This window comes from Pedobacter sp. BG31 (assembly GCF_042464845.1).
GTDB classification, from domain to species: domain Bacteria; phylum Bacteroidota; class Bacteroidia; order Sphingobacteriales; family Sphingobacteriaceae; genus Pedobacter; species Pedobacter suwonensis.
In genome coordinates this window covers 20,480-44,639 of sequence record NZ_JBHNZK010000009.1, presented here as the reverse complement: position 1 = coordinate 44,639, position 24,160 = coordinate 20,480, and the positions used below count along the sequence as shown (strand labels likewise).

Below are 24,160 nucleotides of genomic sequence, written 5' to 3'. Positions count from 1 at the left end.
GACGTAACAATCATGCTTAATTTAATCCGGTTAAGCATCTTATTTTGCTTTGATTTCTTCTGCAACTCTGCCACATTCTAACATTTCATTGCCGTAATAAGGATTTTTAATTTCCTTTTCGGTTGATAACCAGTCCCCTCCATCTCCCTTATTCGCCATCGGACAATGCTGAACATAAATGGTTCCTTTTTCTATTTCTGCATTTTTAAGCAAAGCAATGATATCGGCACTTAAAGCAGTAAAATCTTTTCTTTGTATAACCAGGTTGTTACTTGCCGCTATTTTCTGAGCAATTTCTGCAGTTGGCTCACAGCCCTCGTAGGCAGCCAAACTATTTTTCAGTACGGCAGCAGTTTTTTGTGCATTTGCGGCATCAGACTTCACCAGCGCATTTTTCAAATTCACATAGTTTTTAAATATCGCCAGTTTCTTCTCGTCCTTTATTGAAACCTTGCTGTTAACCGATGTAGCTTCGGTTTTGGTAGAATCTTTGGTTTCAGTAGATTTCTGCTCTGCCTGGTTGCAGGCCATTAAAGTAGTAAATATGGCTATCCCGAATATTCTTTTCATGGTATTTGGTTTTCGGCTCAAAATAGGAATTAAAATGGTAAATAAATAAAAAAGTCCCAATTTTCATCGGGACTTTAATATTATATGATGTTTGAATTATAATTTGAAATTGTAAGCCAGCCTTAATGCGTACTGACCTGTTTTTCTGAAATAGGTTGCTGATGAGCTATCATTCACATAACCTTCATATCGAACACCAGCGTCGAAACCGCCAAACTCATAGCCCAGTCCACCCGAATAAATAAAGTTTGTTTTGCCACCATCTTTAATGGCAAAGCCTGCACCTGCTTCAGTGGCTAAATACATTCTTTTAATCGGGAACACTTTAACGCCACCTTTGGCCGGGATAAAATCAATGTCAATGGCGTTATTTTTAGTCATTAGTTTGGTATAACCACCTGAAGCAGTCACGGCAACATATGGTGATAAATCCCATTGCAATTTCAAATCAGCACCATAAGCGTAATCCATTGGCGATTGATCACGGAAGAGTCCGCCGTTAACACCAACCCCTATTTTGAAAGCCATTCCCTTAGGAGCCGGATTCGGATCAGTTTCTGTCATGGTTTGCGCATTTAGTGTTGTAGTGGCAAACAAAGCAACTGCAGTAGCTGCTGTAGCGAAAATTTTAGTAATCATTTTCATATTAGATAAATTAAGTTAATACTAAGGTTTTGGTAGATATACGTAGTGTGATTTCGTTCAGATTTTTATATTTTCATTTTTTTCAGAAATAATGATAAATAAAAAAGCCCCGGCATTTGCCGGGGCTTTAAGTATCAGGTAAATAATCTTACAAGCTAAATCCGTAAGCTAAACGGAGACCAAAAAATCCAGTGCTTGCTCCATCTCGTGCTAAACCTTCATATTTAACACCTAAGTCCAATCCATTGCTCCATGCATAACCAACTGCTGGTGAGTACACAAATGAAGTGCCGCTACCAGATTTGGTACCGAAACCTGCACCAAGTTCAGCTAAACCATAAATGCCAGAACCAGAATCGTTAAAAAAATATTTAACACCAGCTTTAACCGGTACATATCCAAAATCTACTCCATCAAGTGTGGTATTGCCAACGGTAATATCTTTAGCAAACATGTGAGTGTAACCTGCAGTTACTGGAATCGACAATTGCTTATCAATATCGAACTGATAACGTAAATCTATTCCACCCACAAAATTATAAGCATCACTTGTTGGTAAACCAGCTGTTAATCCTATTCCTAATTTCTGAGTTGATTGTGCATTAGCATTTGTAGTAAAGAATAAAGCCACGACAGCTGCTGAAGTAGCAATGATTTTGGTAATTGTTTTCATTTTAAGATATTATTTTTGAGTTAAATTATATGCTTCAACAAACACAAAGGTTGTGCCAAAAGGGCTTTTTTGATATGATTTGAAGGGGTTAGTTAGCTCAAAATGGTTTTATTATGTTAATTCTGTATTAACTGAAACTTTTTCCAAAATCGACTGTTTTAACAGGTTTGTCGGCGTGCTGCCATCAAGCCAGATAATCTCTACACTGTCCTTTTCCATTTTTCTGAAAAATGTATTTTGTCTTTTAGCATACTGACAAATAGCGGTACCAAGTTTCAACTTTAGTTCCTCAAAGGTTAATAATCCATCAAGATAGTTTACGATAAATTTGTACTCCAGGCCGTAGAAAACTAAGATTTCCCGATCAATTCCCTCTTTCAGCAATTGTTCTACTTCTTCCACCAGGCCGGCTTTGAACCTTTCGTTCAACCTGTTTAGAATTTTAGCCCTGGTAACTTCAACCTCGTTTTTTAACCCAAAAATAACCGGTTTAAGTGACGGTCGATTTACTTCTTCGAGTATGTTATGTTTGAGATAATCTGCTATTTCTAATGCGCGGATCAGTCTTTTTTTTGAGGATAGATCAACATGTCCGATATTTTGGCTTTCATCACTTTGCAATATCAAAACCAGTTCTTCCTTTGATAATAAATCTAATCGATCTCTCAAGGGTTGATTGACGGGGACAGCGGTATAGGTTTGATTCTGTAGTAGGCTGTGGATGTACATGCCTGTCCCGCCGCACAGCACCGGCATGTTGTTTTTTTTCGTTATGGCTGCGAATGCCTTGTAGAAATCGTTTTTAAAGGCATCTACATGATAACGTTCGCCTGGCGATAAAATATCAATCAAATGATATGGAATCGTTTTGCCGTTGATATGATACTCTTGCAGATCTTTACCTGTGCCGATATCCATTCGTTTAAAAACCTGACGGCTATCGGCACTAATGATCTCGCCATTTAAAGCATCTGCAACGCTAACGGCCAGCTTCGTTTTTCCAGACGCAGTTGCTCCTAAAATGATGATGAGATTATGTGGGTCCATTAAAACTGAAGAATAAATTTAAAACTCCCGGTGTTGAATATCTCCTGTGCAAAAAACCGGTCATCTTTTTTGAGTACACGATTAAGATTCTCATCCAGACTGTAAATCTGAGGTTCCAAAATTGCAGTTTGTAAAAAGCCCAGTTTAGTATAGGCCTCTCCTGCAGACCAATCGCGATCAGCGTAAGTCATGAGGTCGTTAGGCTGATAGGTTGCAGCAAAAAATGAAATCAATTTACTTAATCCGCCTGTAATAGAATAACCCGCTTTAACTGCAAACCTGATCAGTTCTGCAGATCTGTAATTTTCGGTATGGTTCATTTTGCGCAATCCCGAAAAGGTAGCAACAGCCACCAGTTGATCTTTTTCAAATAAACCCATTTTATAACGGCTCGTTACCGCACCCTGCAAATGATTTTCAATTAAAAAAGAATCAGCAACAGGTTTGGTAATTTTTAATATTTTAGTTTTCCTGCCGTGAATGCGGCTATTTTTGCCAAGCAAAGATTTTATTCTCGCTAAAACCTGCCCGGGTTTTGATAACCAAAGGTCTTCCCAAAGGTGAATGAGCTTAATGCCTTTCTGATAATGTCGTTCCTGCAGTGCAATAAGATCCTGTGGAACAAAGCTATTTTGTAAGCTGACCAGGTGGATGATCAGTTGATGATCAATCCGAAATAACTGAAAACCATCTTCTGAAAAAAAAAAGCACCCAATTTTATGATCAGCAAGGGCCAAACTAAATTGATGGTGCCAGTTATATTCAAAAGTTAAATTATTCAATCAGTAGAATGTTATTCAGAAATATATCTGCTGCAAATTTAACCATCAGATTGTTAAATCCATTCTTTTTCTTTAAAGTTCGTACTGATAATCTCTATTAAAGTTTCTACTTCCTTTAATTTGGCATCATCAAGAGCCGAAATTCTCAAGCCAGCTTTATTATGGTCAAAATCAGTCAAATTATGATTGTCTGTATAAAACTCTTCTGTATTGATCTTAACTTCAACGGCATCTCCATTGATATAAACACCTGCAAAAAATCGCTCGGTTATTTTTTGTCCATTTAGTTCAATATTTTTTTCACTATACAGATCATATCCATTTTCTGAATTTTCGTGTACCGTATATCCGCGGGTGGCATAGGGCTGTAAGCCGGCTCTGATGGTTTGAAAAATTTCTACAAGATCAGTTTTCATAATGGTATTTGATTTTAGCATTAAACACCATAGTCTTCTTATTGTTTAATTTTTTATTCTTTTAGCCACCAGTTTTCGGTTGGTAAATATTCATCTAAAATAATGGTTTCTCCTAATTTTGGAGTGACCAAAGGAAACTGTTTTGCTGCTGCGGCTACAACTATCCGTTTTATTGGCTCATTCCAGGGGTGCATGGCCAAGCTGAATTTTCCCCAATGTACCGGCATTAAAATTTTAGCTTTCAGGTCGATTGCGGCCTGTACAGTTTCTTCCGGGAACATATGGATGTATGGCCAGTAAGCATTATACTGTCCGCACTCCAGCAAGGCCAAATCGAAAGGACCGTGCTCCTCACCTATTTTTTCGAAGTGTGTATCATAACCGGAATCGCCACCTAAAAAAAGTTTAAAGTCTGCAGTTTTCAGTACGAAGGCCGACCACAGTGTTTGATTTCTTTTAAATTTTCTGCCTGTAAAATGCCTGGCCGGAACAGCTGTTAAATGCAAACGGTTAAACAATGTGACCGATTCGTTCCAACTCAGCTCATTAATTTTTTCTTTTTTAATTTTCCATCGCTCCAGATGCGACCCTACACCAAGCGAAGTGACAATACTGTTAACCTGCGGCGAAATTTTTAATATACTCTCATAATCCAAATGATCATAATGATCGTGTGTAATGATGAGGATATCAATATTTTTAAATTCTTCGGCCTTTATAATGTCAGTACCCAAAAAAGCCTTACTCCCGATAAATGAAAACGGAGAAGGTGTTTTGCTGAATATAGGATCAACCAAAATTCTTAGTCCGTTTATTTTGATCAGATATGACGAATGGCCAAACCAGATAATTTCAGGTGCATTACCCTCAGCACTGCCATTAATGTTCGGTGAAATATATGGAAGCGCTTTGCTCGGAGCCTTATCCGGATGTTTTTCAAAAAAGAAAGCGCTTAAAATCTTAAAAAAGCTTACTCCTTCTGGCTGCATTGGTGTGATGGATAAGTTCTGCAGCGCACCATTGCGATAATTACTCAGGCTTCGGGTTTTATCCAAACGCAATCCCTTTGGTAACTGTCCGAAAACCGGCAGATTGGTTATAATAAGGAATAAGGCGACAACAAAAACTAAAATATATACTGCGATCATTTTTAAAAATAAATAGCAGCCAAAATATGAATATGATTTCAAAGATGCGGCCGGTGTGATATATATGACGAATGGATTACAGGTTAGATGTAACTACATATCTTTTTAGCTGAACAAAGGAGTGAAAACAGCGCAAACGTTTGATTAATTTTGTATTATTATATGTTGAAGCAATTTAATATAGTAGTTTAGTACGCATCATGCAGTCGAAACCCACAACGATCAAGGAAATAGCCAGAATCTTAAATATCTCACCCTCCAGCGTTTCAAGGGGCCTGCACGATCATCCGAGCATTGGGGCAGTTACCAGGGAGAAAATTAAACAATTGGCGAAGTCGCTAAATTATGAGCCTAACAAGGCTGCCATTCTATTTCAAAAAGGAAAAACATATACCATTGGCGTCATTTTACCAGAGCTATCAGAACACTTTTTTTCGATCGCTATCTCTGCAATTGAAGATGAGGCGATGAAGAAAAATTATACCGTGATTTTCGCCCAGTCGCACGACCGTTATGAGCTCGAAGTAAAACTTGTTGAGAAAATGAAAAATCAACGTGTTGACGGTTTATTGGTATCAATCAGTAAGCACACCTGTAATTTTGATCATTTCGAAAAAGTTAATTCGTTTAATATTCCGGTTGTATTTTTTGACCGGATACCACCTTTAAAAAACGTGCATTACGTTGCATCCGGCTTGGAAAGTGCAACAGTTAAAGCGGTGAACTATCTTTTGAAAAAAGGACACAGAAGTATCGGGATGATTAATGGCCCAGGTACCTTATATGCCAGTGAAGAGCGCAAAGACGGTTACAAACAGGCGATTACTTTTAACCGTTTAAAGTTCGATCCATCATTGGTCATCAATTGCGATTTAACAGAACAAGGTACTATAGCTGCTGCCGAAAAGTTTTTAAAGCATAAAAGAAAACCAACGGCTATAGTCGCTTTTAATGATTATGTGGCACTTTTTCTAATCAAACACTTTAAAAAGATGAATGTAATCGACGATTTTGACATCGTAAGTTATGCCAACCTCCCTATTATCAGTTATCTTGATCACGCTCCCGTAGCTTCGGTAGAGCAATACCCATATTTGCAGGGGCAAAAGGCGGTAAATATTCTATTGGATCTTATTCATAGCCCCAATGCTGAAAACCAGGCCTATTATAATACCATTGTTGATGCCGATCTTATTGTAAATGAAACGAATTACTGAACAAACGTTTGCGTGATGCTTCAGGTTGCTTAAACTTTCGGGTAAGCGTGTTGAGCCTGTAATCATTAATCTCCATTTTATTTGGTATCAGTATTAAAGAATGACAAAGTTGTACATCTGCCTTACCAATTTCTTCACTAACAGAATCTTATATATATCACCCCTCCCCCTACACTCATTTCCTTTTCTTAGTAGACGTTTGCAATAGTGATGTGCATGCCAATAAACGAATTCGAATGACGTGTAATGTTTCATGGTTTGCAGTGAAAATTGTTTCACGCTCTTCCATAGCCTAGTACCATGAAATTTTCGCGATGCATCTGGTCTTAAATAAGTTTTTTTCTGAAGAAATGAGAGGTAAATTCATATTCACTTATGCGTTTACCGTTCTCCCCCTCTTAGAGAATATCGATATATTTTATAATTATTTATAATTAGTCTAAATAAGTTATAAGATAATTATATATTTGTGTAAGAAATGGGCCAAGAGATATTTGGATTACGGGCAATAAGTTTGCAGATTTTAAAATTCAAATTTTACCGCAGATGTGTAATTGACCGGGTTAATATGATAATGATTTAGCGCAACACACCGGGTTTAAATATATTGATAAAAAGAATATCCATTTTAGTGAAGATCTTAACCTGGTAAAAATATGTTTTGTTAGTTGGATACATGCTCCCCGCGATGGGGAGCTTTATCATTTATATCGGTATGTTTGATAAGCAAGTTTTATTTAGTCGCTATCAAATTATCGAAGGCATTAAGATGCTAAAAAAGTCTGGAATGGAGATTTCTGGTAGTCGCTTTATTTATGTGCTTAAATAAGCGGAGCGTTAGTAGCTAAACCGAATTTAGATTGAAGAGCGATGATATCTAAACGCAAAAAGGGCTTTGGCGTACCAAAAACCCTTTTTGTTTCATACTCGCGAAATATTATTTTCCAGAGTTTTTCTTTTCAGTTACTTCTGCACGGATTTCTTGTGCTAAAACTTTAAGATCTTGCATTGCTTTACGCACACGAGTACCAGCAGCTGCGTTGCCAGCATTGTAAAATTTTTCTACGTCTGCTTCAATAGCAGCAACAGCAGCTTTAACTTTTGAGAATTTTTCCATCGCTAATTGATGTTTTAAGGTTTAAAAAATTTATTTTTTTTCAATAATACATATTTACCTCGAATTAACAACAGAAAGCAAATATTTATTTACAATAAGTTTTGCACATTTTCAAAATCAAAAAAATGCCCTGGCACATATTACAACCACATTTTTAGTTTTTTTAAATTAAAATAAGTTGATTTATGTCATTTGTTTGGAGAGCATAATCAGGTTATTAAAGGTTTGGTTTGCGCTATTGCTACAACGTTCGTAATCGGCTTCTGCAACATGCTCGTTTATTACCATAATAAAGCTTTTCCATTTAGTGCTGAGTTCATCGCCATACACACCGTAATAATTTAAGCCACCCTCCAGGTTTATAAAATTTGGATTGGCCAGTATATGCTTTTTAATTACGTTACCACCTAATGTAGCGCCCTCAAGCACATATAATGCGCCTAAAACCTCTGCTGTATGCTGTTCAGGAACAAATAATTCGAAATTTAAACCCGGTAATGTCAAACTGCTTATTTCCCAGTAATTCAGGTCTTTTTCTAAAGCATTCAACTTAAAACGACCTTTCATGTCTAATTTCTCCGCAATAGCCAGGTCTAGCATATTTGCCAGTGCATTCTCCAGTTTTTGGTGAACGATATAATTAATGGTTAACAGCTTTTTATATTGATCGATACTTAGAGAATGGTTCATAATTTCGTTAACGAACATCATTGACTCTAGTGTTTTGTGATTCTGCGCTGTTTCCGTTCTCAGTAAATTGGCAATCATACAGGGAAGTTTACGATGAAATAGAAAAAATCCGGGACCTGCCGCCAGATTTTTTCATATTTTTATTATATAATTAATTTAACCTCAAGTGCTGGTTAAACCAAAAGTCGTGTACGGAATGTACGCACTTAACCAGGTTCTCGTAACCATCCGGTTTGGTGAGGTAAGCATTGGCTCCAAATTCTATCGATGCTTTTACATCGTCCGGATTATCGGATGTTGAAAATAAGATAACCGGCACGGTTTTTAAATAAGGAATATCACGTATAAATTTCAATAAATCCAAACCGGATAAGCCTGGTAAGTTCAGGTCAAGCAGGATTAACTTTGGTTTCGTTTTATGTTCTGCAAAATGCTGAAGTTTTTTCAACGCCTCTACCCCATCTTCAACTATGGCCAGATTAAGCGTGTTCTTAACTTCCTGTACAGCACTTTGCATAAAAAATGCATAGTCTATGTCATCTTCAACATAAAATATATCTGGTGTTCTCATTTATCTGTTTTTAAAAGCTACAAAAAAGGTAGATCCAACATTTAACTTACTTTCGAACCAAACCCTGCCATGATGTTTCTCTACAATCCTTTTTACTATAGCAAGTCCTACTCCTGATCCTTCAATATCTTTCACATTATCCATGCGCTTAAAAAGCTCAAAAACCCTGTCGTAATAACGGTTATCAATTCCTATACCATTATCTTTTACCGAATAGATGATTTCTCCCCCTTCTATATACGCAGCAACTTCTACTTTGGGTTTGTTGGCATTTGAAGAGTATTTTACAGCATTTCCGATCAGGTTGGTAAAAACCTGTGTAATCATGGTTTTATCTCCTTTGATATTCGGAAGTTGTCCTAAAACCAGCGTAACATGATCTGCTTTGTAGGCTGCCCAAACTTCGCTCGTGATGTCTCTTATCAAAGAGGCTATATCAACTGTTTCAAAATTAATTTCAGAGCGGCCAACTCTTGCTAAATTTAAAATCTCTTTAATTAACAAGTTCATTTTATCGGCACCCACCAAAATTCTGCTTAACATTTTTTTACCTCCCTCATCTATGCTTTTGTTTTTAGACATCAGCTCTGCGTAGGTTTTAATAGAGGTAAGCGGTGTTCTTAAATCGTGCGACACGGTGTAGCTAAACGTATCCAGTTCTTCGTAAGCGGCCTGAAGTTTTTCATTAAGCGATCTGATCTCGTTTGCTTTTTTATTAATATCGGTAATGATAATTTCGCGTATCCTTAATACGGAGGCAATTTCTTCAGCCATCCATTTTTCGGAAGTATTATTAACAACCTCTGCCCAGATTTCGAAAGATTTACGGGGAGATAAACTCATCAAGCCATTTTCCGATGGAACTACAGCTTTGTCCGGATTTCCAGCCCAATTTACCTGTGTAATCATTTCCGGCTTAAACCAAATGATCATTTCGCCCATTTCCTTATTGATCACGCATGAAAGAATACCAGATGCTACAGACTTGTATTTTTTAGCCGGAGAATAGATTTCAGACAATCGGTGGGTATAATATAACGACTCATCGCTGGTGGTTTTTAGCCAAAAAGCAAGGTCACTTATTTCTTCTGCTGATGGTACATTCCCAATAGTTTTAAGCTCGTTTTCAAAAATGATCGCCACTCCGCTGGCTTTAGTGGCATCAAGAACGGTTCGTTTGTGGGTGGTTATCGCTTCAATCAGATATTTATCCCGGTTTAAATGGTCTGACAGTATATTCGCGGTATTTTTAAATTGTTCAATAATCTTGGCATCTTCCTCTTCCTGGCGATATTCAAGCGCTGAGGAAAGAATCTGTCCGATTAACTTTGCACCCTCTCTTGCCTTATAATCTATAAATTTAGGGCTATAGTTATGGCAGGCAATCAACCCCCAAAGCTCGCCATGAGAAATCAGGGAAATACTAAAACTGGAGTGAACGCCCATGTTTTTCAAATATTGAATATGAATGGGTGATACGGCGCGTAAGCCGCCGTTTGTTAAATCCAGCGCTTCACCCTCCTTAAATGTAATTACCTTCGAATCGGTTATGTTTACATCGGCAATTAACCTCGTTAAGTTGAGCTTATACAGTTGTCTGGCCTGCTTTGGAATATCTGTTGCCGGATAGTGTAAGCCAAAAAATGCTTCCAAACCGGCTTCTTTTTCTTCTGCTACCACTTCACCATGGCCATCTTCTAAAAATTTATAAACCATGATCCTGTCGTAATTGATCAATCGTTTTACTTCCTTGGCAGCACCTTTTAGCAGGGACTCTATGTTTTTTCCCTGAAGCATCGATGAGGCCGAACGGCCTATAGAACTTTGAATGTCATATTGAAGTGTAACGGGTTCAAATTCCAATAGCCAATCGTTTTTTGAGGAAGAAATAATCAGGTAAAACGGATTTCCTTCAATTTCGATTGGATGCGGACTTATGGCATCGAAACTTTTACGAATGATGCCCAGCTTTAACAAATCCTCGATGCGCAGAGCTGAATCCGGTTGGCTGAACAAATCATTTAGCGTAGATAATGGGGTATTTAATAAGCTTTTGGCATCTTGTTTTAAAAAATCTCCTGTATTTTCACTGATATAGGAAATGGTTGAGCTATTTTTATCAACAGCTATCAGAAAACCATGTGATTGAATCTTGCCCGGTATATGAATTGGCTCTTGATCACAATTGGTCAGGTCTACAGAAAATTTACTCATGTGTTTGATGTTGCAACATATTTAATCTCGCAAATTAACAATTTTAAAGCCTAATTTTAGAATGTCTCTAATTTGATAAATTCAGATTTGAGATTTATTTTTTGTTATATATTTGTTTGAATTTAAAAAAAAACATTCAAACTTTGGCAAAGAAAAACATTTTGGTGATTGAAGATAACCATGCAATCCTAGACGTTATCACACTTATTTTAGAGAGCGAAGCATTTAACGTTGACGGATTAAATAAGGGTGCTGATTTTATTAACCATGTTCAGGAATTCAATCCAGACGTAATCATCATGGATATTATGCTTCCTGACGTTGACGGAAGGGTGCTTTTAAAGGAACTTAAAAATTCTGAGGCTACAAAGGACATTCCGGTTTTGATGATTTCGGCCCGTTACAACTCCAGCAACTATGCACTTGATGGTATAGAGGCAGATGACTTTATGGCCAAGCCTTTCAATATTGATGAGTTGATGGACAAGATTTACGCTTTATTAAAAAGCTAAATTTTTATTCAGGCATACCCGGTAATTTTATTCCTCCAAGTTTTAGGTTTTTCATCAACACTTCCAGAAATGAAAGCTTGGTATCAGTAAATCCATGAGCGTTTACCCAGATATTTAAACTTGCTTTGAAACCGTTATCCTCTAGAGAGGATACACCAATTCTCCGCTCGGGGGTTTTTAAGCAAGATTTAAACTCATCCACCGTTTTATTAAAAATGGAAACCACCTGCTCGTAATCAATTCCGTAGCTAAATTTAATTTCTATATCCAATCTTCGAGTACCTTCCCGGCTGATGTTGATAATCACCTCGTTTGATAGTTTACTGTTGGGTATCACCACAGTTCTGTTGTCAAATGTTTTCACAATGGTATAAAATATCTGTATTGAGGCTACTGTTCCTTCCTGGCCTTGCGCAATGATGTTATCTCCGGCAACGAATGGTTTCAGGAGTAAAATCAATACACCGCTGGCAAAATTCTGCAGGGTACCTGATAACGCCAAACCTGCCGCAACGCCAATACCACCAATCAGCACGGTTAAAAAAGTAAGCTGAATGCCAATAACCTGCATCACGGTAAGAACAAGCAAAACCCTCAAAGTGATGATGATCAGGCTTGTTAAAAAAGGTCGTAGTGACGGATTGATGTCTTTACGGTGCATGCCGCCCTGCATCCATTTTCCCAGCAGCTTAATGAGCCATAAGCCAAAAATAAGCAGTATGATCCCTAAAATTACTGAAGGTCCCCTGTCTATTATCCAATCGTAAGCTTTATCATAAAAACGGTTTACATTACCCGCATCAACTTTCATAATGGTATTCAATCTATCTCTGATTATTGTTTTTTCTGTTTAGCTGATTTGTCTTTGGTTACATCCACTTTCTCCGCATCTTTTGCTGATGTCACTTTATCATCAGCACCTTTGGCTTTAACATTTTTCGGTGCAGTAGCCTTGCTACTTTCGGCCGATGTTTTTGAATCTTTCATATAGTTTAATCGTTAATCTTCAGCATTAAGCCAGGCTTTTGCCTCTTCTATTTCTTCGGGTTTAAAGCCTTTCGACTGACCAGGTGTAGCGATGGTGAATACGTCAGTAAACCACTCCACCCCTTTTTCAGCACTTACAACTGCAATTTTTTTCCATTTACTGAAATTTTGCAGGCCCGCTTTAATGTCTTGTGCCCATGCACCGGCCGTAAAATTTTTTACGTCAGTTTCCAATACCAGCAAATACCTGATTTCTTTAAACCTCCTGGCCGTCCTTTGCAAACCAGTTAATAAAACGCTTTTAATATCATCACTGGTAACTTCTCCCGTGGCTCTTACGCCAAAAATGTGATCTGGTAGTCCTGTAATTTCTGTCAACATAAATTATTCGTTTATTTAAGAACATATTAAGCTGTCAAGAAGTTTGCCATTTATATAAATTCTGAAAAGTTGTGTTATCATAAAAACACATGTATTACCGATTACGTTATAAAGCCATATTAAAAATAAAACAACCCTATGAAAAACAACCTGCTAAAACCTATTATTCTGGCTTTCGGAACAGCCATTTTGCTATCAGCCTGTAGTGGCGGAACAAAAAATACAACAGTTACAGATTCTTCCATGACTGATTCTACGCAGATGGCGACATTAAAGCCTGCCGGGCCTGCACCGGAATGGGGTAAAACGATCAGACCTGAAATGCAGGTAATAATAGAAAAGTTAAGCAGTTATGGTGATCAACCCATAGAAACTTTAAGTGCTACTGATGCACGTAAGAACCATACCCCGACAGATGCGGTAATGGACGTAGCCAAACAAAATAATATTTCGGTACCAATGCCTAAGGTAGATACCACTGGAAAGGATATTGATGCCGATAACGGGAAGGTTCACCTGCGCATTTACACGCCTAAAGTTGGAAACGGGCCTTACCCGCTCATTGTTTATTATCATGGAGGTGGTTTTGTTATTGCTAATCTGGATGTTTATCATGCATCTGCCCAGGCCCTGGCAGAGCAAGTGGGCGCAATTGTCGTTTCTGTGGCTTACCGCCTGGCACCAGAGAATAAATTTCCTACAGCGCACAATGATGCATTTGCAGCCTACGAATGGGCAGTTAAAAATGCTGTAGACTTAAAGGCAGACCCGGCAAAAATTGCTGTAGCTGGCGAAAGTGCGGGTGGAAATTTAGCAGCAAACGTTTCTATTATGGCCAGAAACAAACACATTATGCTTCCTGTACACGAAGTTTTGATCTATCCTATTGCACAGGCGGATATGAATACGGAATCTTATAAAATGTATGCGAATGCAAAGCCTTTAAATAAAGCGATGATGGGCTGGTTTACAGAAAAATACCTCAATAGCATGATAGAAGCGCAAGATCCAAAGATATCCCTGGTTAATGCAAATTTAAGAGGACTTCCATCAACCACTATCATCACCGCCGAAATAGATCCTTTGCATGATGATGGCGTAATGCTGGCTGATAAGCTTAAAGCTGCCGGGGTAAAAGTTGATCTTAAAAATTATGAGGGTGTAACACACGAGTTTTTTGGCATGTCGCTTCTTGTACCGGAAGCTAAAGCCGCACAGGCGTATGTTGCTGACCAGTTAAAAGCTGCTTTTAAATAAAATTAGCTGCATTGGAGTGGAAACACTTCAATGCAGCTTTTTATGTGCGCTCAGCTTAAAACTTTAAAATTTCTCATCCAACCTAATAACTGCAAACTGATAACAGTCTAAGCTCCTTTCTTCGAACCCAGACTTTGCATCAACTGGTCATATAAATCATCACTTGAGGCTTTTTGAGGTTTTATCTTTTTTACCGTAGCTCGTTTTCCTTTAGCTTTAGCTTTAATAATTTTTAATAATTCGTTACTGTAGTCATCTTTAAAGGTGCTCAGGTCAAATTTCGAACTGTATTGTTTAATCAAAGCCAATCCTACATCCATTTCTTTTTTAGTGATGCTGATGTCATCCGCCTTATTAATCTCAGATAAACTTCTGATTTCCTGGTCAAATCTAATTTTTGTGATGACAATAACGTTTTCCATGGGATGGATAACACAAAGATTTTCGGTATTCCTTAACACAAACCTGGCCACGCCGGCTTTGCCAGATTTCTGTAAAGCCTTTAGCAATAAGCTATAGGCCTTTCTACCCTGCTTCTCAGGTTCGGTATAATAAGATGTTTCGTAGTAAATGGGATTAATATCTTTGATATCAACAAAATTTTCGAGTTCAATAATCTTTGTTTTTTCAGGTGCAGCCTCTTCAAAATCATGTTTGTCTAAAATGATGTACCTGTCCTTTAAAAAGTAACCTTTTACGATCTTATCATAAGGTACCTCTTTTTGTGTATTTTCATTTACCCTTAAAAATTTGATCTTGGCATGGTCGCGTTCGTCAAGCATATCCAAATCAAGGTTACTGTTCTGAACACCGGAAAATAATTTAACCGGAATATTTACCAAACCAAATCCAATCGAACCTTTCCATATTGATCTCATAGCTAAACTTTTAAATATTATCTATTAACAGCTGTTTAAAACTTATTGTTTTAGGTTTTATAAGCTGTAAATCGACTGATAAGCAAACTATTTGGATTCAAAAATGTTATTTAATTATAACCTTATAGAAATACTTGTGAAACCATTATGATTTTTCAAAGTAATAAAGGGAACGAAGAGATCACGATTGTGTAATTACCATTGAAAACATTTATAAAGATGAAAATAGCCTATATTTCTACCTATCCGCCCCGTGAGTGTGGTTTAGCTACCTTCAACCAAAATTTAGTTAATGCTTTAAGTTTAAATCCTACCTACGATGCCCGCAAGAGTTTTGTAGTTGCGATGAATGAGTCGGATGATGTAAACGAACATCAGTACCCAGGCGAAGTAAAATTTGTAATCCGACAACAAAATCAACAAGATTATATTGAAGCAGCTGATTTTATCAATAACAGCGATATAGACACTTGTATTATTGAACACGAATTTGGCATATATGGTGGTAATAGCGGTGTTTTTTTGCTTTCACTAATTAACCGGTTAAAAAAGCCTTTCATCACTATTTTGCATACGGTTTTGAAAGAACCAAATTTTATGCAGCAAACCATTATCAAGGAAATCGCATCTAAAACGGCTAAATTGGTAGTGATGAGCAAAAAAGCCGTAATGTTTTTAACAAGCATTTATCAAATTCCACAGGCATCTATTAAATTAATAGAACATGGTGTTCCTGATTTAGAACCGATCGTTAATAATCAAATCAAACAGAGCGATTTATTTAAGGGTAGAAAAGTACTTTTTACTTTTGGTCTGATTAGCAGGAATAAAGGTTTAGAAACCGTAATCAATGCTTTACCTGATATCGTATCAAAACATCCTGATGTTTTATACCTGATTTTAGGGAATACCCATCCTGGTGTAGTTAAACATAATGGCGAAGAATACCGCGACAGTTTAAAGGCCCTGGCGATAGATTTAGGTGTAGAAAAAAATATCGCTTTCGTGAACAAATTCGTTTCGGAAGAAGAACTGCATCAATATTTAACCGCATGCCATTTATACATTACTCCCTATTTAAATGAAGCCCAGATTACCAGCGGTACCTTGTCATATGCTATCGGCGCGGGTGCGGCAGTAATTTCTACACCTTACTGGCATGCACAGGAATTATTGGCCGATAACAGAGGTAAATTATTTGATTTCAAAGATCATCATAAACTGGCCGTAATTGTTAATGACCTTTTAGGTGACAATGATAAATACCAGGAACTGAAAAAAAATGCATACGAATATGGATTAAATCTGCGTTGGCCAGCCATCGGAAGCATTTATCTTAATGTATTGAATGAGGCCTTATCATCCGAAGTTAAAGCACAAAGAACGATTCCGCCAATTATAGATGTAGAAGGAATGCCGGCTTTAAATTTAAACCATATTGCTTTACTCACAGACGATACCGGAATTATTCAACATGCACGATTTGGTATTCCAAATTTAAAAGAAGGTTATTGCATTGATGACAATGCAAGGGCATTAATTATGTCTTTAATGGCTGTCGAACAGGATAAGAACAAAAGGGCTTTATCTTTTATGCCGATATACCTGAGTTTTATTCAATACATGCAAACTGAAGATGGAAATTTCAGGAATTTCCTGAGTTTTAACAGACAGTTTTTAGATGAGGTTGGCTCTGAAGATTCATTCGGCAGGACCATTTGGGCATTAGGCTATCTGGTTTCCAGCGCACCGAATAATTCCTATCGGGAGTTTGGCCGCGAACTTTTTTCTCATTCTATAAAACACTTTAAAGAACTAAAATATCTGCGTGGAAAGGCAAATACGGTTATTGGTTTATCTTATTACCTGAATGCTCATCCCGGAGATGAATTGATTAGCCAGGAGATTAATATGCTGGCAAGTTCATTGGTGGCATCATATAAAGAAAACAAAGATGGAGACTGGCATTGGTTTGAAGATATTCTGACTTATGATAACGCCATTCTTCCCTTAGCTTTGCTTCATCATTATGAGGTTACGGGTAACAAGGAATCGTACCAGGTCGCTATGGAAAGTATTAAATTCCTGAACAGTTTCTCTTTTGAAAACGGATACCTGAATCCGGTTGGAAATGCCGGATGGATGAAAAAGCATGGTAAAAACCCTATTTATGATCAACAGGCTATAGAAACAATGGCCATGGTTTTATTGTATGCTAAAACTTATGAGATTACTAAAGATGATCAATGCCTGAACCTGATGCACATCAGTTATAAATGGTTTCTAGGCGAAAACAGCCTTCACATCCCACTGTACGATTATGAAACCCATGGCTGTGCGGATGGATTGCAGTTTAACAGTGTGAACAGAAATCAAGGTGCCGAAAGTACATTGGCTTATTTCATCTCGCACTTGGCGATTTTAAAAATTGCCGAAGCAGAATATGAAACTTTGTCTTCACCACTAATGGAGACAGAGAAGATCGGTTAGATTAATGGACTTGCCCGGAGCTATCAAAAGCTGGTTCGAAATGAATCAGCTTTTTTTTAAAGATCAATTCATTTGATAACGTAAAAATATAAAAGCCATCTTTTGCTTGCTAGAGATGGCTTCGTGTGAAAGGATTTGTTACTAAAAATATTAAACCAATAATTTCAGCTTTAACTTAGCTCCATTTTTTCAGGCTAACTCTAGCGCCTGTAATAATAAAGAAGAAGTGTCTAAATGCTTTGCTGTAATTTAATAACGGTATTTAAACTGCTTGAGCCGAAACTTCTGAATCTCGCGCTGAAATTAAATTATACCGGTGTCACAACATAACGATGATCGATGGCAGTATATTAAATCTGATTATTCTCTAATAGCCTATTCAACAGTAACTCCAAATTTACAGTAGCAAATGATGAGCTATAGTCTGATAAACCATAAGGTATAATCAATTCGCCATTGCTGATAATAGAACCACAAGAATATACCACATTTGGGACATAACCTTCCCGCTCGTCATTATTAGGGATAATCAATGGTTCCTTTAAATGGCCTATTTCAATACTGGGATCTTCCAGGTCCAATAAACTCACACCAATGCAATATCTCCGCATCGGCCCAACTCCATGCGTAATCACCAGCCACCCTTTTTCAGTTTCTATGGGCGAACCGCAATTACCGATCTGCACCAGTTCCCAATCATAACGGGGCTGCTTTAAAAGAACCGGGTTTTCCCAAACATTCACCTTATCCGAAAACATCAGGTAATTGTTCCATCCATCTATCCGGCTCATCATCACATATTTTCCTTTGATTTTCCGTGGAAATAAAGCAAGGTTTTTATTCTGTGCACCGTCGCCATAAAGGGGAATCACTTTAAACTCATAAAAATCTTCTGTTTGAACGAGTTTGGGAATAATTAAAGAACCATCAAAAGCAGTGTAGGTGGCATAGTATAATACTTTGCCATCATCTTTAATAAACTTGACAAATCGAGCATCTTCAATCCCCTTGCGTTCAAATTCTGAGATAGGAAAAATTACACGATCAGAAATATCCGTATCCTTTGAAAAGGTGATGGTGTGATAAGTGTCTGATAACCAAAGTATCTTATCGTACTCGATTAAACGTGCCGGATTCTCTTTGTATAAGCTTTTAGAATCTTTGATGATATTGCTTAAACTGGTGTATTCAAATTTATCATCAAGTTTAGACTCAATTTCTTCTAAAACAGCAGGATCAATCTGCGCATAAGCCGCTTTTTTCAGGAATAGTTTTTTGATGTAGATGGCATTCTTTACTACCTCGGCCTCATCAACATAATTTCCAACTGGTAAAACCTGTATGTTGTTATTTTTATCAATTAAGGCACGTCGGAATACAATAGACGAAATGTGCCCCTCGCCTACAGCCCTAAAGCTTATGATTACCCTTTTTTCACCTTCAACTAAATCGGTCTGATCAGGATCATCAACAATACTCGGATTGAAAAAAGCAGCCGATTCTATGGAATATTCGTGTGTAAAATATGCGCCAATCAATAACCGGGTATATTCATCAATATCTTCGAATGAGGTGTCCAGGGCTAAAAACTGCTTTTTTAATTTCTTACAATGACGGGTTAATATTTTAGTGATATTCCGGTGTCTTTTGGAATATTCCTGCAGTATAGGCGATATCAGTGAAAATACTTTTTCATCTGAAAATTCCAGGACCTTTCTGATTACTTCCAGTGCCCTCTCCTCTCCATTAAAAAAAAAACGTGCAATAACTCTCTTTGTATCTGGATTTACCTTAACAGGTTTACGTTCTATATATAGTCTCATTTTTTAAAAGTTATGATGGTAATTTTAATGCATTCGGATCTGTAATCTCCAACCTAAACATAACGAAAATTACTGCTTAATTGTTTATGGTATTGTATATAATTTTTACCTTTAATAATTCATCCATCTATTAAATTGTGCCATAAATGCTATACGAAAAAGCAGAACATGATATCTCCTCAGATGAAACCTTACGTTTGAAAAAGCTGGGTAATTATGAGATATTAAATACCGCGCCAGAAAGTGCTTTTGACCAGATTACAAAGCTGGCTGCCGAAATATTTGATGTGTCATTTGCCGGGATCTGCTTTGAGGGTGATGGTATTTTTTTCGTGAAGTCGGAGGTCGGCGGAGCTGCATTGGAAATTATTCAAGATCAGGGTAAGGCAGGATTTACTTTTTTTACTTCAGCACCCATCGTATCGCCTGATGGTTATCACCTTGGACTGATTTACGTTGCAGATACAAAATCTAAAACGATCGATGAAAAGAAGTTGAAAATGCTGAGGCATTTGGCTGATATGGTAGTGGAAAAACTGGAGTCCAGAATGGCAATAAGGAGAACTTTAAGGGCTTATGATGATCGTTTACATGTACTTGTTCATGATCTTAAAAACCCAATGACCACCATTACGCTACAATCTGAACTGCTGGGGCGAATTTCAGGTATTGATGATAAGGCATCTTTAATTGCGGGTAAGATTAATGCACAATCTAAAAAGATGATTGATAATCTGAACGGCATTTTAAGCGCTGCCCGGAAAGAGGCAACTTCATTTAAGCCCCAAAAGAATAAGATAGATTTAAGACAAATTCTGGAAAAAGTAAAAAAAGAATTTACGCCAGCGCTTGCGCGTAAAAATCAGACAGTTTTAATCGAAATTGAGGAAACTGCTGAGATTTTTGCTGACCCGGATAAAACCGCTATGGTTTTTAGCCAGTTGATTGATAATGCGATCAAGTTTTCGCCAATAGGCAATAAAATTGTGATCACCCATCAAAGTTTTGACAATCACATCACTATTGCGGTAAAAGACCATGGCGTGGGTTTAACCCAGGAGGATTTAGACAGCGTTTTTCTGAAATTTGCGCGTCTGAGTTCGGTAAGTACAAACCGGGAAAATAGTTATGGATTGGGACTGATTACGGCAAATGCGTTTGTGGAGATCCATAAAGGGAAATTGTGGGCAGAAAGCGATGGAAAAGATTTGGGAACTACTTTTTATGTAACGTTACCCGTTAAATAAGTTTGAATGCACTAAATCGTTGATTTTCATTTCCTCAAGTATTATCCTTTCGGGTACAGTATTGGTATGGTATGACCATTTGATTAATCTGATCAAGCCATCAGCAATTTCGATCCCGGTAATATCGCCGTCACTAAAGCAGCAGCATCCGCTGTTAAAATAAACCGGCTTGTATTTGCCAAAAACCGGGGCCTGGTCTCCTTCTTTGATCCGTTTATGAAGTTCGGCATTTAGAAACGCGATGTCGCTGGTATTTTTCTCGTCTTTTGCTTTTTTTAACTTCATGTAAATTCGTTCCAGATGAGTTAATGAGGCAAAAACTGGCTGGTGCGTGTGCCCCGTAATTAAAGCCATATTACGCTTGGTAATCGCCCAATTGTACATCAGTGTGTTGTGAACTGTTTTAAGCTGATTATCGTATGCCGGCGTATTCAGATTAATCTGAAGGTACGACTGTAGCGGTGCCCATATCGTACTTACAAACCATTTGCTAAACCAATTTCCGTCACTCTGCAAGTCGCCCTGATGTCCATGCGTTAAGAAAATATCAAACTTGCCATTCTTTACCGGCATCCTTAATATGGCTCCTTCGTATATACGGATCGCGGCTCCGTAAAGTCTGTTGAGGTTAAATCCAGCCAACGGATCATTATCCCAATATAAATCATGGTTGCCAAATATTTTGGTGAACTGATTTTTAGCAATAAATGCTTTCTCTGCTTCGAATGTTTCTTTATTATGTTTGATTACCGATTCGAGCAAATTCTCCCAAAGCTCCTCACTATCCCCTAAATTTATATAATGAAAGTTCTGTTCATTATAATACTGAAGTGCCTTTAAATAATTTTTTTCAGCTAAAGTGAAATCGTCTGCATCATCTCTGGCACCTTTATGCTGATCTGAAAAAATAATGAATTTATGATCATCAGTAACTTCGAAAATAAGTCCACGTTTTCCCGGGTTATCATTAATGGTCTTGTAAAGTTTATCTAAAGCCTCATGGATGCGTTTAGCGTTGGGATTTGAACTAAACTTATTCGACAGGTGAATAATGCAGGAACTGAGTAAACGTTGTAGAAATTTGCGCATAGATAAATAAGCCTTTGCCAGGATGTTATTTCTCAAAATAACAAAAAATATGATTAATCGTTTTGTTTCGTTAAATCGGTCAGGGGTATTGCTTTCAAAACATGTGCAAAAATTAATTAGCCACGGAAACAAAGAAATCACGGAGGAGATTAAAATTTTTCCGTGTTTTTCGTGCTTCCGTGGCAAACATAATGCTTATGCATGCGCACAAAGAGCTAGAACTAACAAAAAAAGTTAAAAGCGATTTCCCTATTAAATCGGTAATCACTTTTTCGATTTTGTAAATTTTTTACTAATTTTGTTAGTATTGAAAAGATCAGGAAGTGCAGATTTACCCTTACATTATGGCCATGTCCCACTATGGCTGGCACAACGCATGGCCAAACTTGGTTTAGCAATAACAGAAGCCATACTGTTGGAATATGGTAAAGCCGAAGTAATACGCCGGTTAAGTAGTCCGTTCTGGTTCCAGAGTTTAGGTGCGGTAATGGGTATGGATTGGCATTCTTCAGGAATAACGACATCAGTAATTGGGGCTTTAAAAAAATCCATAAATCCTTTATCAAAAGAGTTGGGCATTTACATCTGTGGCGGCAAAGGAAAGTATAGTAGGGAAACACCAAATGAACTTCTGAAAATTGCCGATAAAACCGGATTGAATGGTACAGATTTGGTTCGTGCGAGTAAACTCAGTGCAAAAGTAGATAACACGGCCATCCAGGACGGATTTCAATTGTACCTTCATAGTTTTATTTTGAGCAATGAGGGCGATTGGGCAGTGGTGCAACAAGGCATGAGCAATAGCAGCGCAACAGCGAGAAGATACCACTGGCATTCTAAAAATTTAAAATCCTTTGTAGAAGAACCGCATACGGGAATCTGTGGCATTAATCAAGGTCAGATCCTCAATTTAACAGCTTATGATGCTGATCAAACCAGGCAGAGCATGATGGGCATGACGGCTGAATCGCCTGTTCGTATGCTTAATGAGATACAAAAATTGGTGTTACCTCATCATCACGATGTAAAAGCAAAAGATGTTGATTTGAAACGTTTGGGCAGTATATTGTGGCTGGCACAGGAAAAGCAACCCCGCAATTTTGAAGAATTATTGTTACTGGAGGGCATGGGACCAAGAACCTTACAATCTATGGCTTTAGTAAGTGAGGTAATTTACGGTACGCCTTCTCGGTTTACTGATCCTGCACGTTATTCATTCGCTCATGGAGGCAAAGATGGCCATCCTTTCCCTGTTCCGGTAAATGTTTATGATGAAACAATTAATGTTTTGCAAAAAGCAATTGATAAGTCGAAAATCGGCAATACCGACAAACAACAAGCGATAAAGTCACTACATCAAATTGCCCGAAATGCAGAAAAAGACTTCGTTCCTAATATGGATTTTGAAAAAGTAATTCAACAGGAACGTGAGGAAAGCTGGAAATACGGTGGTCGAACAGTTTTTGGGAAAGAGAAGCCACCCATAGATAAACAGTTGAAATTGTTTTAATTTTTATTCTGCCAGGTCATTTATTATCATACTGTTTTCAGTTTCTTTCTGTAAAGTTCCGAAGGACTCTGGGATTGTAAAATGGATAAGAGTCTCTGAATCGGTTTGTTACTGAGTTGTAAACTCAGTTCTATTCTTCAATCCGTAGAGATTCTACGGATAGTGTATGTGAATGGTAAGCCTCTGTTTATTCTATAAAGTCTATTTCTATCAATCCTCTTTCTGTTGTATAATAATCTATAGCAGAGGAATAAACGTACTCTTCTGCACTCCTAACCGCACCTGATCTTACAGGATTATCATGTAAATAATTTAATCTTTGATCCACCATTTCATTGGTAGAAAGTTCCACCGGATGATTTTCCTGCTGCCAAAATTGATAATCTTTATTTCTTTTATTTTCTTCTCCAGCTTTTTTAAATATCCAAAGCATCCAGCTTCGTCTACTTTCATGATTATTGTTTTTGATTGCTTTAATGATGTTGTTAGATGTAAACTTTTTAAAATCTCTTAACGTATCAGATAGATTACTATCACTTGCTGATAAAATCAAATGAAGATGATTACTCATAATACACCAGGCATGAATTCGTAAACCTTTATTCGTTTTGCAATAAATTAGACTTTCTACAACGATATCAGCATATTCTTTTCTGGTAAATACATCTACCCACTGTACAGTAGCAAATGTTATAAAATATATAGCCTCCTGATCTTTTATTTGATAGCCATTTTCTCCCATATACTAATATAAGTTTTTAGAATTAAGATATTTATAGCGTTTCAAAATAGACCGTAGATTATAGACGATTTATAGAATAGCTAAGTCTCTGAGTCGCCATTTTTGCTGAGTTATAAACTCAGTCTATTCTTAGATCCGTAGAGACGCTGCGCTT

The 24,160-nt window shown here is 37.4% G+C and carries 24 protein-coding genes; 6 read left to right on the top strand and 18 right to left on the bottom strand.

The features are described from left to right. Positions 1 to 39 precede the first annotated feature (39 nt). The 7 genes from ACFE6N_RS12660 to ACFE6N_RS12630 all read right to left on the bottom strand — a co-directional run bounded on the left by ACFE6N_RS12660 (position 40) and on the right by ACFE6N_RS12630 (position 5,281). The gene (locus tag ACFE6N_RS12660) at positions 40 to 570 is read right to left on the bottom strand and encodes a DUF3347 domain-containing protein (RefSeq protein WP_378936955.1); all 531 of its coding nucleotides are present in this window, start codon (positions 568 to 570) and stop codon (positions 40 to 42) included. Between the two features lie 96 nt (positions 571 to 666). Next, positions 667 to 1,215 carry a hypothetical protein gene (locus ACFE6N_RS12655; protein ID WP_378936953.1) on the bottom strand — a complete coding sequence of 183 codons (549 nt, stop codon included), beginning with the start codon at positions 1,213 to 1,215 and terminating at the stop codon, positions 667 to 669. Between the two features lie 148 nt (positions 1,216 to 1,363). Continuing rightward, positions 1,364 to 1,888 (bottom strand): outer membrane beta-barrel protein, encoded by a 525-nt coding sequence (locus ACFE6N_RS12650; protein ID WP_378936950.1) that lies wholly within the window; start codon positions 1,886 to 1,888, stop codon positions 1,364 to 1,366. Positions 1,889 to 1,999: 111 nt separating this feature from the next. Continuing rightward, positions 2,000 to 2,935: a tRNA (adenosine(37)-N6)-dimethylallyltransferase MiaA gene (gene miaA / locus ACFE6N_RS12645; protein WP_378936948.1), complete on the bottom strand. Its 936-nt coding sequence runs from the start codon at positions 2,933 to 2,935 to the stop codon at positions 2,000 to 2,002. Then, positions 2,935 to 3,717, bottom strand: coding sequence for a hypothetical protein (locus ACFE6N_RS12640; protein ID WP_378936946.1), 783 nt, complete (start codon positions 3,715 to 3,717; stop codon positions 2,935 to 2,937). The genes miaA and ACFE6N_RS12640 overlap by 1 nt, the downstream gene beginning before the upstream one ends. 53 nt (positions 3,718 to 3,770) lie before the next feature. Continuing rightward, the gene (locus ACFE6N_RS12635; RefSeq protein ID WP_378936944.1) at positions 3,771 to 4,133 is read right to left on the bottom strand and encodes a hypothetical protein; all 363 of its coding nucleotides are present in this window, start codon (positions 4,131 to 4,133) and stop codon (positions 3,771 to 3,773) included. A 53-nt stretch (positions 4,134 to 4,186) separates the two neighbouring features. Continuing rightward, the gene (locus tag ACFE6N_RS12630; RefSeq protein WP_378936942.1) at positions 4,187 to 5,281 is read right to left on the bottom strand and encodes an MBL fold metallo-hydrolase; all 1,095 of its coding nucleotides are present in this window, start codon (positions 5,279 to 5,281) and stop codon (positions 4,187 to 4,189) included. Positions 5,282 to 5,481: 200 nt separating this feature from the next. Between ACFE6N_RS12630 and ACFE6N_RS12625 the strand changes: the two genes are divergently transcribed. Further along, positions 5,482 to 6,498 (top strand): LacI family DNA-binding transcriptional regulator, encoded by a 1,017-nt coding sequence (locus ACFE6N_RS12625; RefSeq protein WP_378936940.1) that lies wholly within the window; start codon positions 5,482 to 5,484, stop codon positions 6,496 to 6,498. A 937-nt stretch (positions 6,499 to 7,435) separates the two neighbouring features. Here ACFE6N_RS12625 and ACFE6N_RS12620 read toward each other — a convergent pair. The 4 genes from ACFE6N_RS12620 to ACFE6N_RS12605 all read right to left on the bottom strand — a co-directional run bounded on the left by ACFE6N_RS12620 (position 7,436) and on the right by ACFE6N_RS12605 (position 11,090). Then, positions 7,436 to 7,615: a hypothetical protein gene (locus ACFE6N_RS12620; RefSeq protein ID WP_056096518.1), complete on the bottom strand. Its 180-nt coding sequence runs from the start codon at positions 7,613 to 7,615 to the stop codon at positions 7,436 to 7,438. Positions 7,616 to 7,798: 183 nt separating this feature from the next. Further along, positions 7,799 to 8,383 carry a biliverdin-producing heme oxygenase gene (locus ACFE6N_RS12615; RefSeq protein WP_378936937.1) on the bottom strand — a complete coding sequence of 195 codons (585 nt, stop codon included), beginning with the start codon at positions 8,381 to 8,383 and terminating at the stop codon, positions 7,799 to 7,801. 73 nt (positions 8,384 to 8,456) lie between these two features. Next, the gene (locus ACFE6N_RS12610) at positions 8,457 to 8,876 is read right to left on the bottom strand and encodes a response regulator (protein ID WP_378936935.1); all 420 of its coding nucleotides are present in this window, start codon (positions 8,874 to 8,876) and stop codon (positions 8,457 to 8,459) included. Further along, positions 8,877 to 11,090 (bottom strand): ATP-binding protein, encoded by a 2,214-nt coding sequence (locus tag ACFE6N_RS12605; RefSeq protein WP_378936932.1) that lies wholly within the window; start codon positions 11,088 to 11,090, stop codon positions 8,877 to 8,879. A 143-nt stretch (positions 11,091 to 11,233) separates the two neighbouring features. Between ACFE6N_RS12605 and ACFE6N_RS12600 the strand changes: the two genes are divergently transcribed. After that, positions 11,234 to 11,602, top strand: a complete 369-nt coding sequence (locus ACFE6N_RS12600) for a response regulator transcription factor (protein WP_378936930.1) — start codon at positions 11,234 to 11,236, stop codon at positions 11,600 to 11,602. A gap of 4 nt (positions 11,603 to 11,606) precedes the next feature. On the opposite strand, the gene ACFE6N_RS12595 is transcribed toward ACFE6N_RS12600, so the two are convergent. From ACFE6N_RS12595 to ACFE6N_RS12585, 3 genes are read right to left on the bottom strand one after another with little or no spacing between them, the layout of a single operon-like run. Further along, a complete protein-coding gene (locus tag ACFE6N_RS12595) occupies positions 11,607 to 12,425 on the bottom strand; it encodes a mechanosensitive ion channel family protein (RefSeq protein WP_378936928.1) in 819 nt (272 codons plus the stop codon). 11 nt (positions 12,426 to 12,436) lie between these two features. Next, positions 12,437 to 12,589 carry a hypothetical protein gene (locus tag ACFE6N_RS12590; RefSeq protein ID WP_166672290.1) on the bottom strand — a complete coding sequence of 51 codons (153 nt, stop codon included), beginning with the start codon at positions 12,587 to 12,589 and terminating at the stop codon, positions 12,437 to 12,439. Between the two features lie 12 nt (positions 12,590 to 12,601). Then, complete coding sequence (locus ACFE6N_RS12585; RefSeq protein ID WP_378936926.1) at positions 12,602 to 12,970, bottom strand: STAS/SEC14 domain-containing protein; 369 nt, start codon at positions 12,968 to 12,970, stop codon at positions 12,602 to 12,604. A 138-nt stretch (positions 12,971 to 13,108) separates the two neighbouring features. Between ACFE6N_RS12585 and ACFE6N_RS12580 the strand changes: the two genes are divergently transcribed. Next, positions 13,109 to 14,227 carry an alpha/beta hydrolase gene (locus tag ACFE6N_RS12580; RefSeq protein WP_378936924.1) on the top strand — a complete coding sequence of 373 codons (1,119 nt, stop codon included), beginning with the start codon at positions 13,109 to 13,111 and terminating at the stop codon, positions 14,225 to 14,227. A gap of 107 nt (positions 14,228 to 14,334) precedes the next feature. Here the strand turns inward: ACFE6N_RS12580 and ACFE6N_RS12575 are convergent, their stop codons facing one another. Next, positions 14,335 to 15,105: a Ku protein gene (locus tag ACFE6N_RS12575; protein ID WP_378936922.1), complete on the bottom strand. Its 771-nt coding sequence runs from the start codon at positions 15,103 to 15,105 to the stop codon at positions 14,335 to 14,337. A 219-nt stretch (positions 15,106 to 15,324) separates the two neighbouring features. On the opposite strand from ACFE6N_RS12575, the gene ACFE6N_RS12570 reads away from it, so the two are divergent. Continuing rightward, entirely contained in the window at positions 15,325 to 17,595 is a 2,271-nt protein-coding gene (locus ACFE6N_RS12570; protein WP_378936920.1) for a glycosyltransferase, read from the top strand. 350 nt (positions 17,596 to 17,945) lie between these two features. Here the strand turns inward: ACFE6N_RS12570 and ACFE6N_RS12565 are convergent, their stop codons facing one another. Further along, positions 17,946 to 19,418: a glycoside hydrolase family 130 protein gene (locus tag ACFE6N_RS12565; RefSeq protein WP_378936918.1), complete on the bottom strand. Its 1,473-nt coding sequence runs from the start codon at positions 19,416 to 19,418 to the stop codon at positions 17,946 to 17,948. 146 nt (positions 19,419 to 19,564) lie between these two features. Between ACFE6N_RS12565 and ACFE6N_RS12560 the strand changes: the two genes are divergently transcribed. After that, on the top strand, positions 19,565 to 20,665 hold the full coding sequence (locus ACFE6N_RS12560) for a sensor histidine kinase (protein ID WP_378936916.1): 1,101 nt from the start codon (positions 19,565 to 19,567) through the stop codon (positions 20,663 to 20,665). Here the strand turns inward: ACFE6N_RS12560 and ACFE6N_RS12555 are convergent. After that, positions 20,651 to 21,790: a metallophosphoesterase gene (locus tag ACFE6N_RS12555; protein ID WP_378936914.1), complete on the bottom strand. Its 1,140-nt coding sequence runs from the start codon at positions 21,788 to 21,790 to the stop codon at positions 20,651 to 20,653. The genes ACFE6N_RS12560 and ACFE6N_RS12555 overlap by 15 nt on opposite strands. Before the next feature lie 271 nt (positions 21,791 to 22,061). Here ACFE6N_RS12555 and ACFE6N_RS12550 point away from each other — a divergent pair, with 271 nt between their 5' ends. Then, entirely contained in the window at positions 22,062 to 23,264 is a 1,203-nt protein-coding gene (locus ACFE6N_RS12550) for a DUF763 domain-containing protein (protein WP_378936912.1), read from the top strand. A 187-nt stretch (positions 23,265 to 23,451) separates the two neighbouring features. On the opposite strand, the gene ACFE6N_RS12545 is transcribed toward ACFE6N_RS12550, so the two are convergent. Then, positions 23,452 to 24,006, bottom strand: a complete 555-nt coding sequence (locus tag ACFE6N_RS12545) for an REP-associated tyrosine transposase (RefSeq protein WP_378936910.1) — start codon at positions 24,004 to 24,006, stop codon at positions 23,452 to 23,454. Positions 24,007 to 24,160 lie beyond the last annotated feature (154 nt).

Excerpts from the sequence above, each read along its gene's own strand:
- ACFE6N_RS12660 (WP_378936955.1), bottom strand. The coding sequence starts at position 570 with ATGAAAAGAATATTCGGGATAGCCATATTTACTACTTTAATGGCCTGC.
- ACFE6N_RS12655 (WP_378936953.1), bottom strand. The coding sequence starts at position 1,215 with ATGAAAATGATTACTAAAATTTTCGCTACAGCAGCTACTGCAGTTGCT.
- ACFE6N_RS12650 (WP_378936950.1), bottom strand. The coding sequence starts at position 1,888 with ATGAAAACAATTACCAAAATCATTGCTACTTCAGCAGCTGTCGTGGCT.
- miaA (WP_378936948.1), bottom strand. The coding sequence starts at position 2,935 with ATGGACCCACATAATCTCATCATCATTTTAGGAGCAACTGCGTCTGGA.
- ACFE6N_RS12635 (WP_378936944.1), bottom strand. The coding sequence starts at position 4,133 with ATGAAAACTGATCTTGTAGAAATTTTTCAAACCATCAGAGCCGGCTTA.
- ACFE6N_RS12630 (WP_378936942.1), bottom strand. The coding sequence starts at position 5,281 with ATGATCGCAGTATATATTTTAGTTTTTGTTGTCGCCTTATTCCTTATT.
- ACFE6N_RS12625 (WP_378936940.1), top strand. The coding sequence starts at position 5,482 with ATGCAGTCGAAACCCACAACGATCAAGGAAATAGCCAGAATCTTAAAT.
- ACFE6N_RS12620 (WP_056096518.1), bottom strand. The coding sequence starts at position 7,615 with ATGGAAAAATTCTCAAAAGTTAAAGCTGCTGTTGCTGCTATTGAAGCA.
- ACFE6N_RS12615 (WP_378936937.1), bottom strand. The coding sequence starts at position 8,383 with ATGATTGCCAATTTACTGAGAACGGAAACAGCGCAGAATCACAAAACA.
- ACFE6N_RS12610 (WP_378936935.1), bottom strand. The coding sequence starts at position 8,876 with ATGAGAACACCAGATATATTTTATGTTGAAGATGACATAGACTATGCA.
- ACFE6N_RS12605 (WP_378936932.1), bottom strand. The coding sequence starts at position 11,090 with ATGAGTAAATTTTCTGTAGACCTGACCAATTGTGATCAAGAGCCAATT.
- ACFE6N_RS12590 (WP_166672290.1), bottom strand. The coding sequence starts at position 12,589 with ATGAAAGATTCAAAAACATCGGCCGAAAGTAGCAAGGCTACTGCACCG.
- ACFE6N_RS12585 (WP_378936926.1), bottom strand. The coding sequence starts at position 12,970 with ATGTTGACAGAAATTACAGGACTACCAGATCACATTTTTGGCGTAAGA.
- ACFE6N_RS12580 (WP_378936924.1), top strand. The coding sequence starts at position 13,109 with ATGAAAAACAACCTGCTAAAACCTATTATTCTGGCTTTCGGAACAGCC.
- ACFE6N_RS12575 (WP_378936922.1), bottom strand. The coding sequence starts at position 15,105 with ATGAGATCAATATGGAAAGGTTCGATTGGATTTGGTTTGGTAAATATT.
- ACFE6N_RS12570 (WP_378936920.1), top strand. The coding sequence starts at position 15,325 with ATGAAAATAGCCTATATTTCTACCTATCCGCCCCGTGAGTGTGGTTTA.
- ACFE6N_RS12565 (WP_378936918.1), bottom strand. The coding sequence starts at position 19,418 with ATGAGACTATATATAGAACGTAAACCTGTTAAGGTAAATCCAGATACA.
- ACFE6N_RS12560 (WP_378936916.1), top strand. The coding sequence starts at position 19,565 with ATGCTATACGAAAAAGCAGAACATGATATCTCCTCAGATGAAACCTTA.
- ACFE6N_RS12545 (WP_378936910.1), bottom strand. The coding sequence starts at position 24,006 with ATGGGAGAAAATGGCTATCAAATAAAAGATCAGGAGGCTATATATTTT.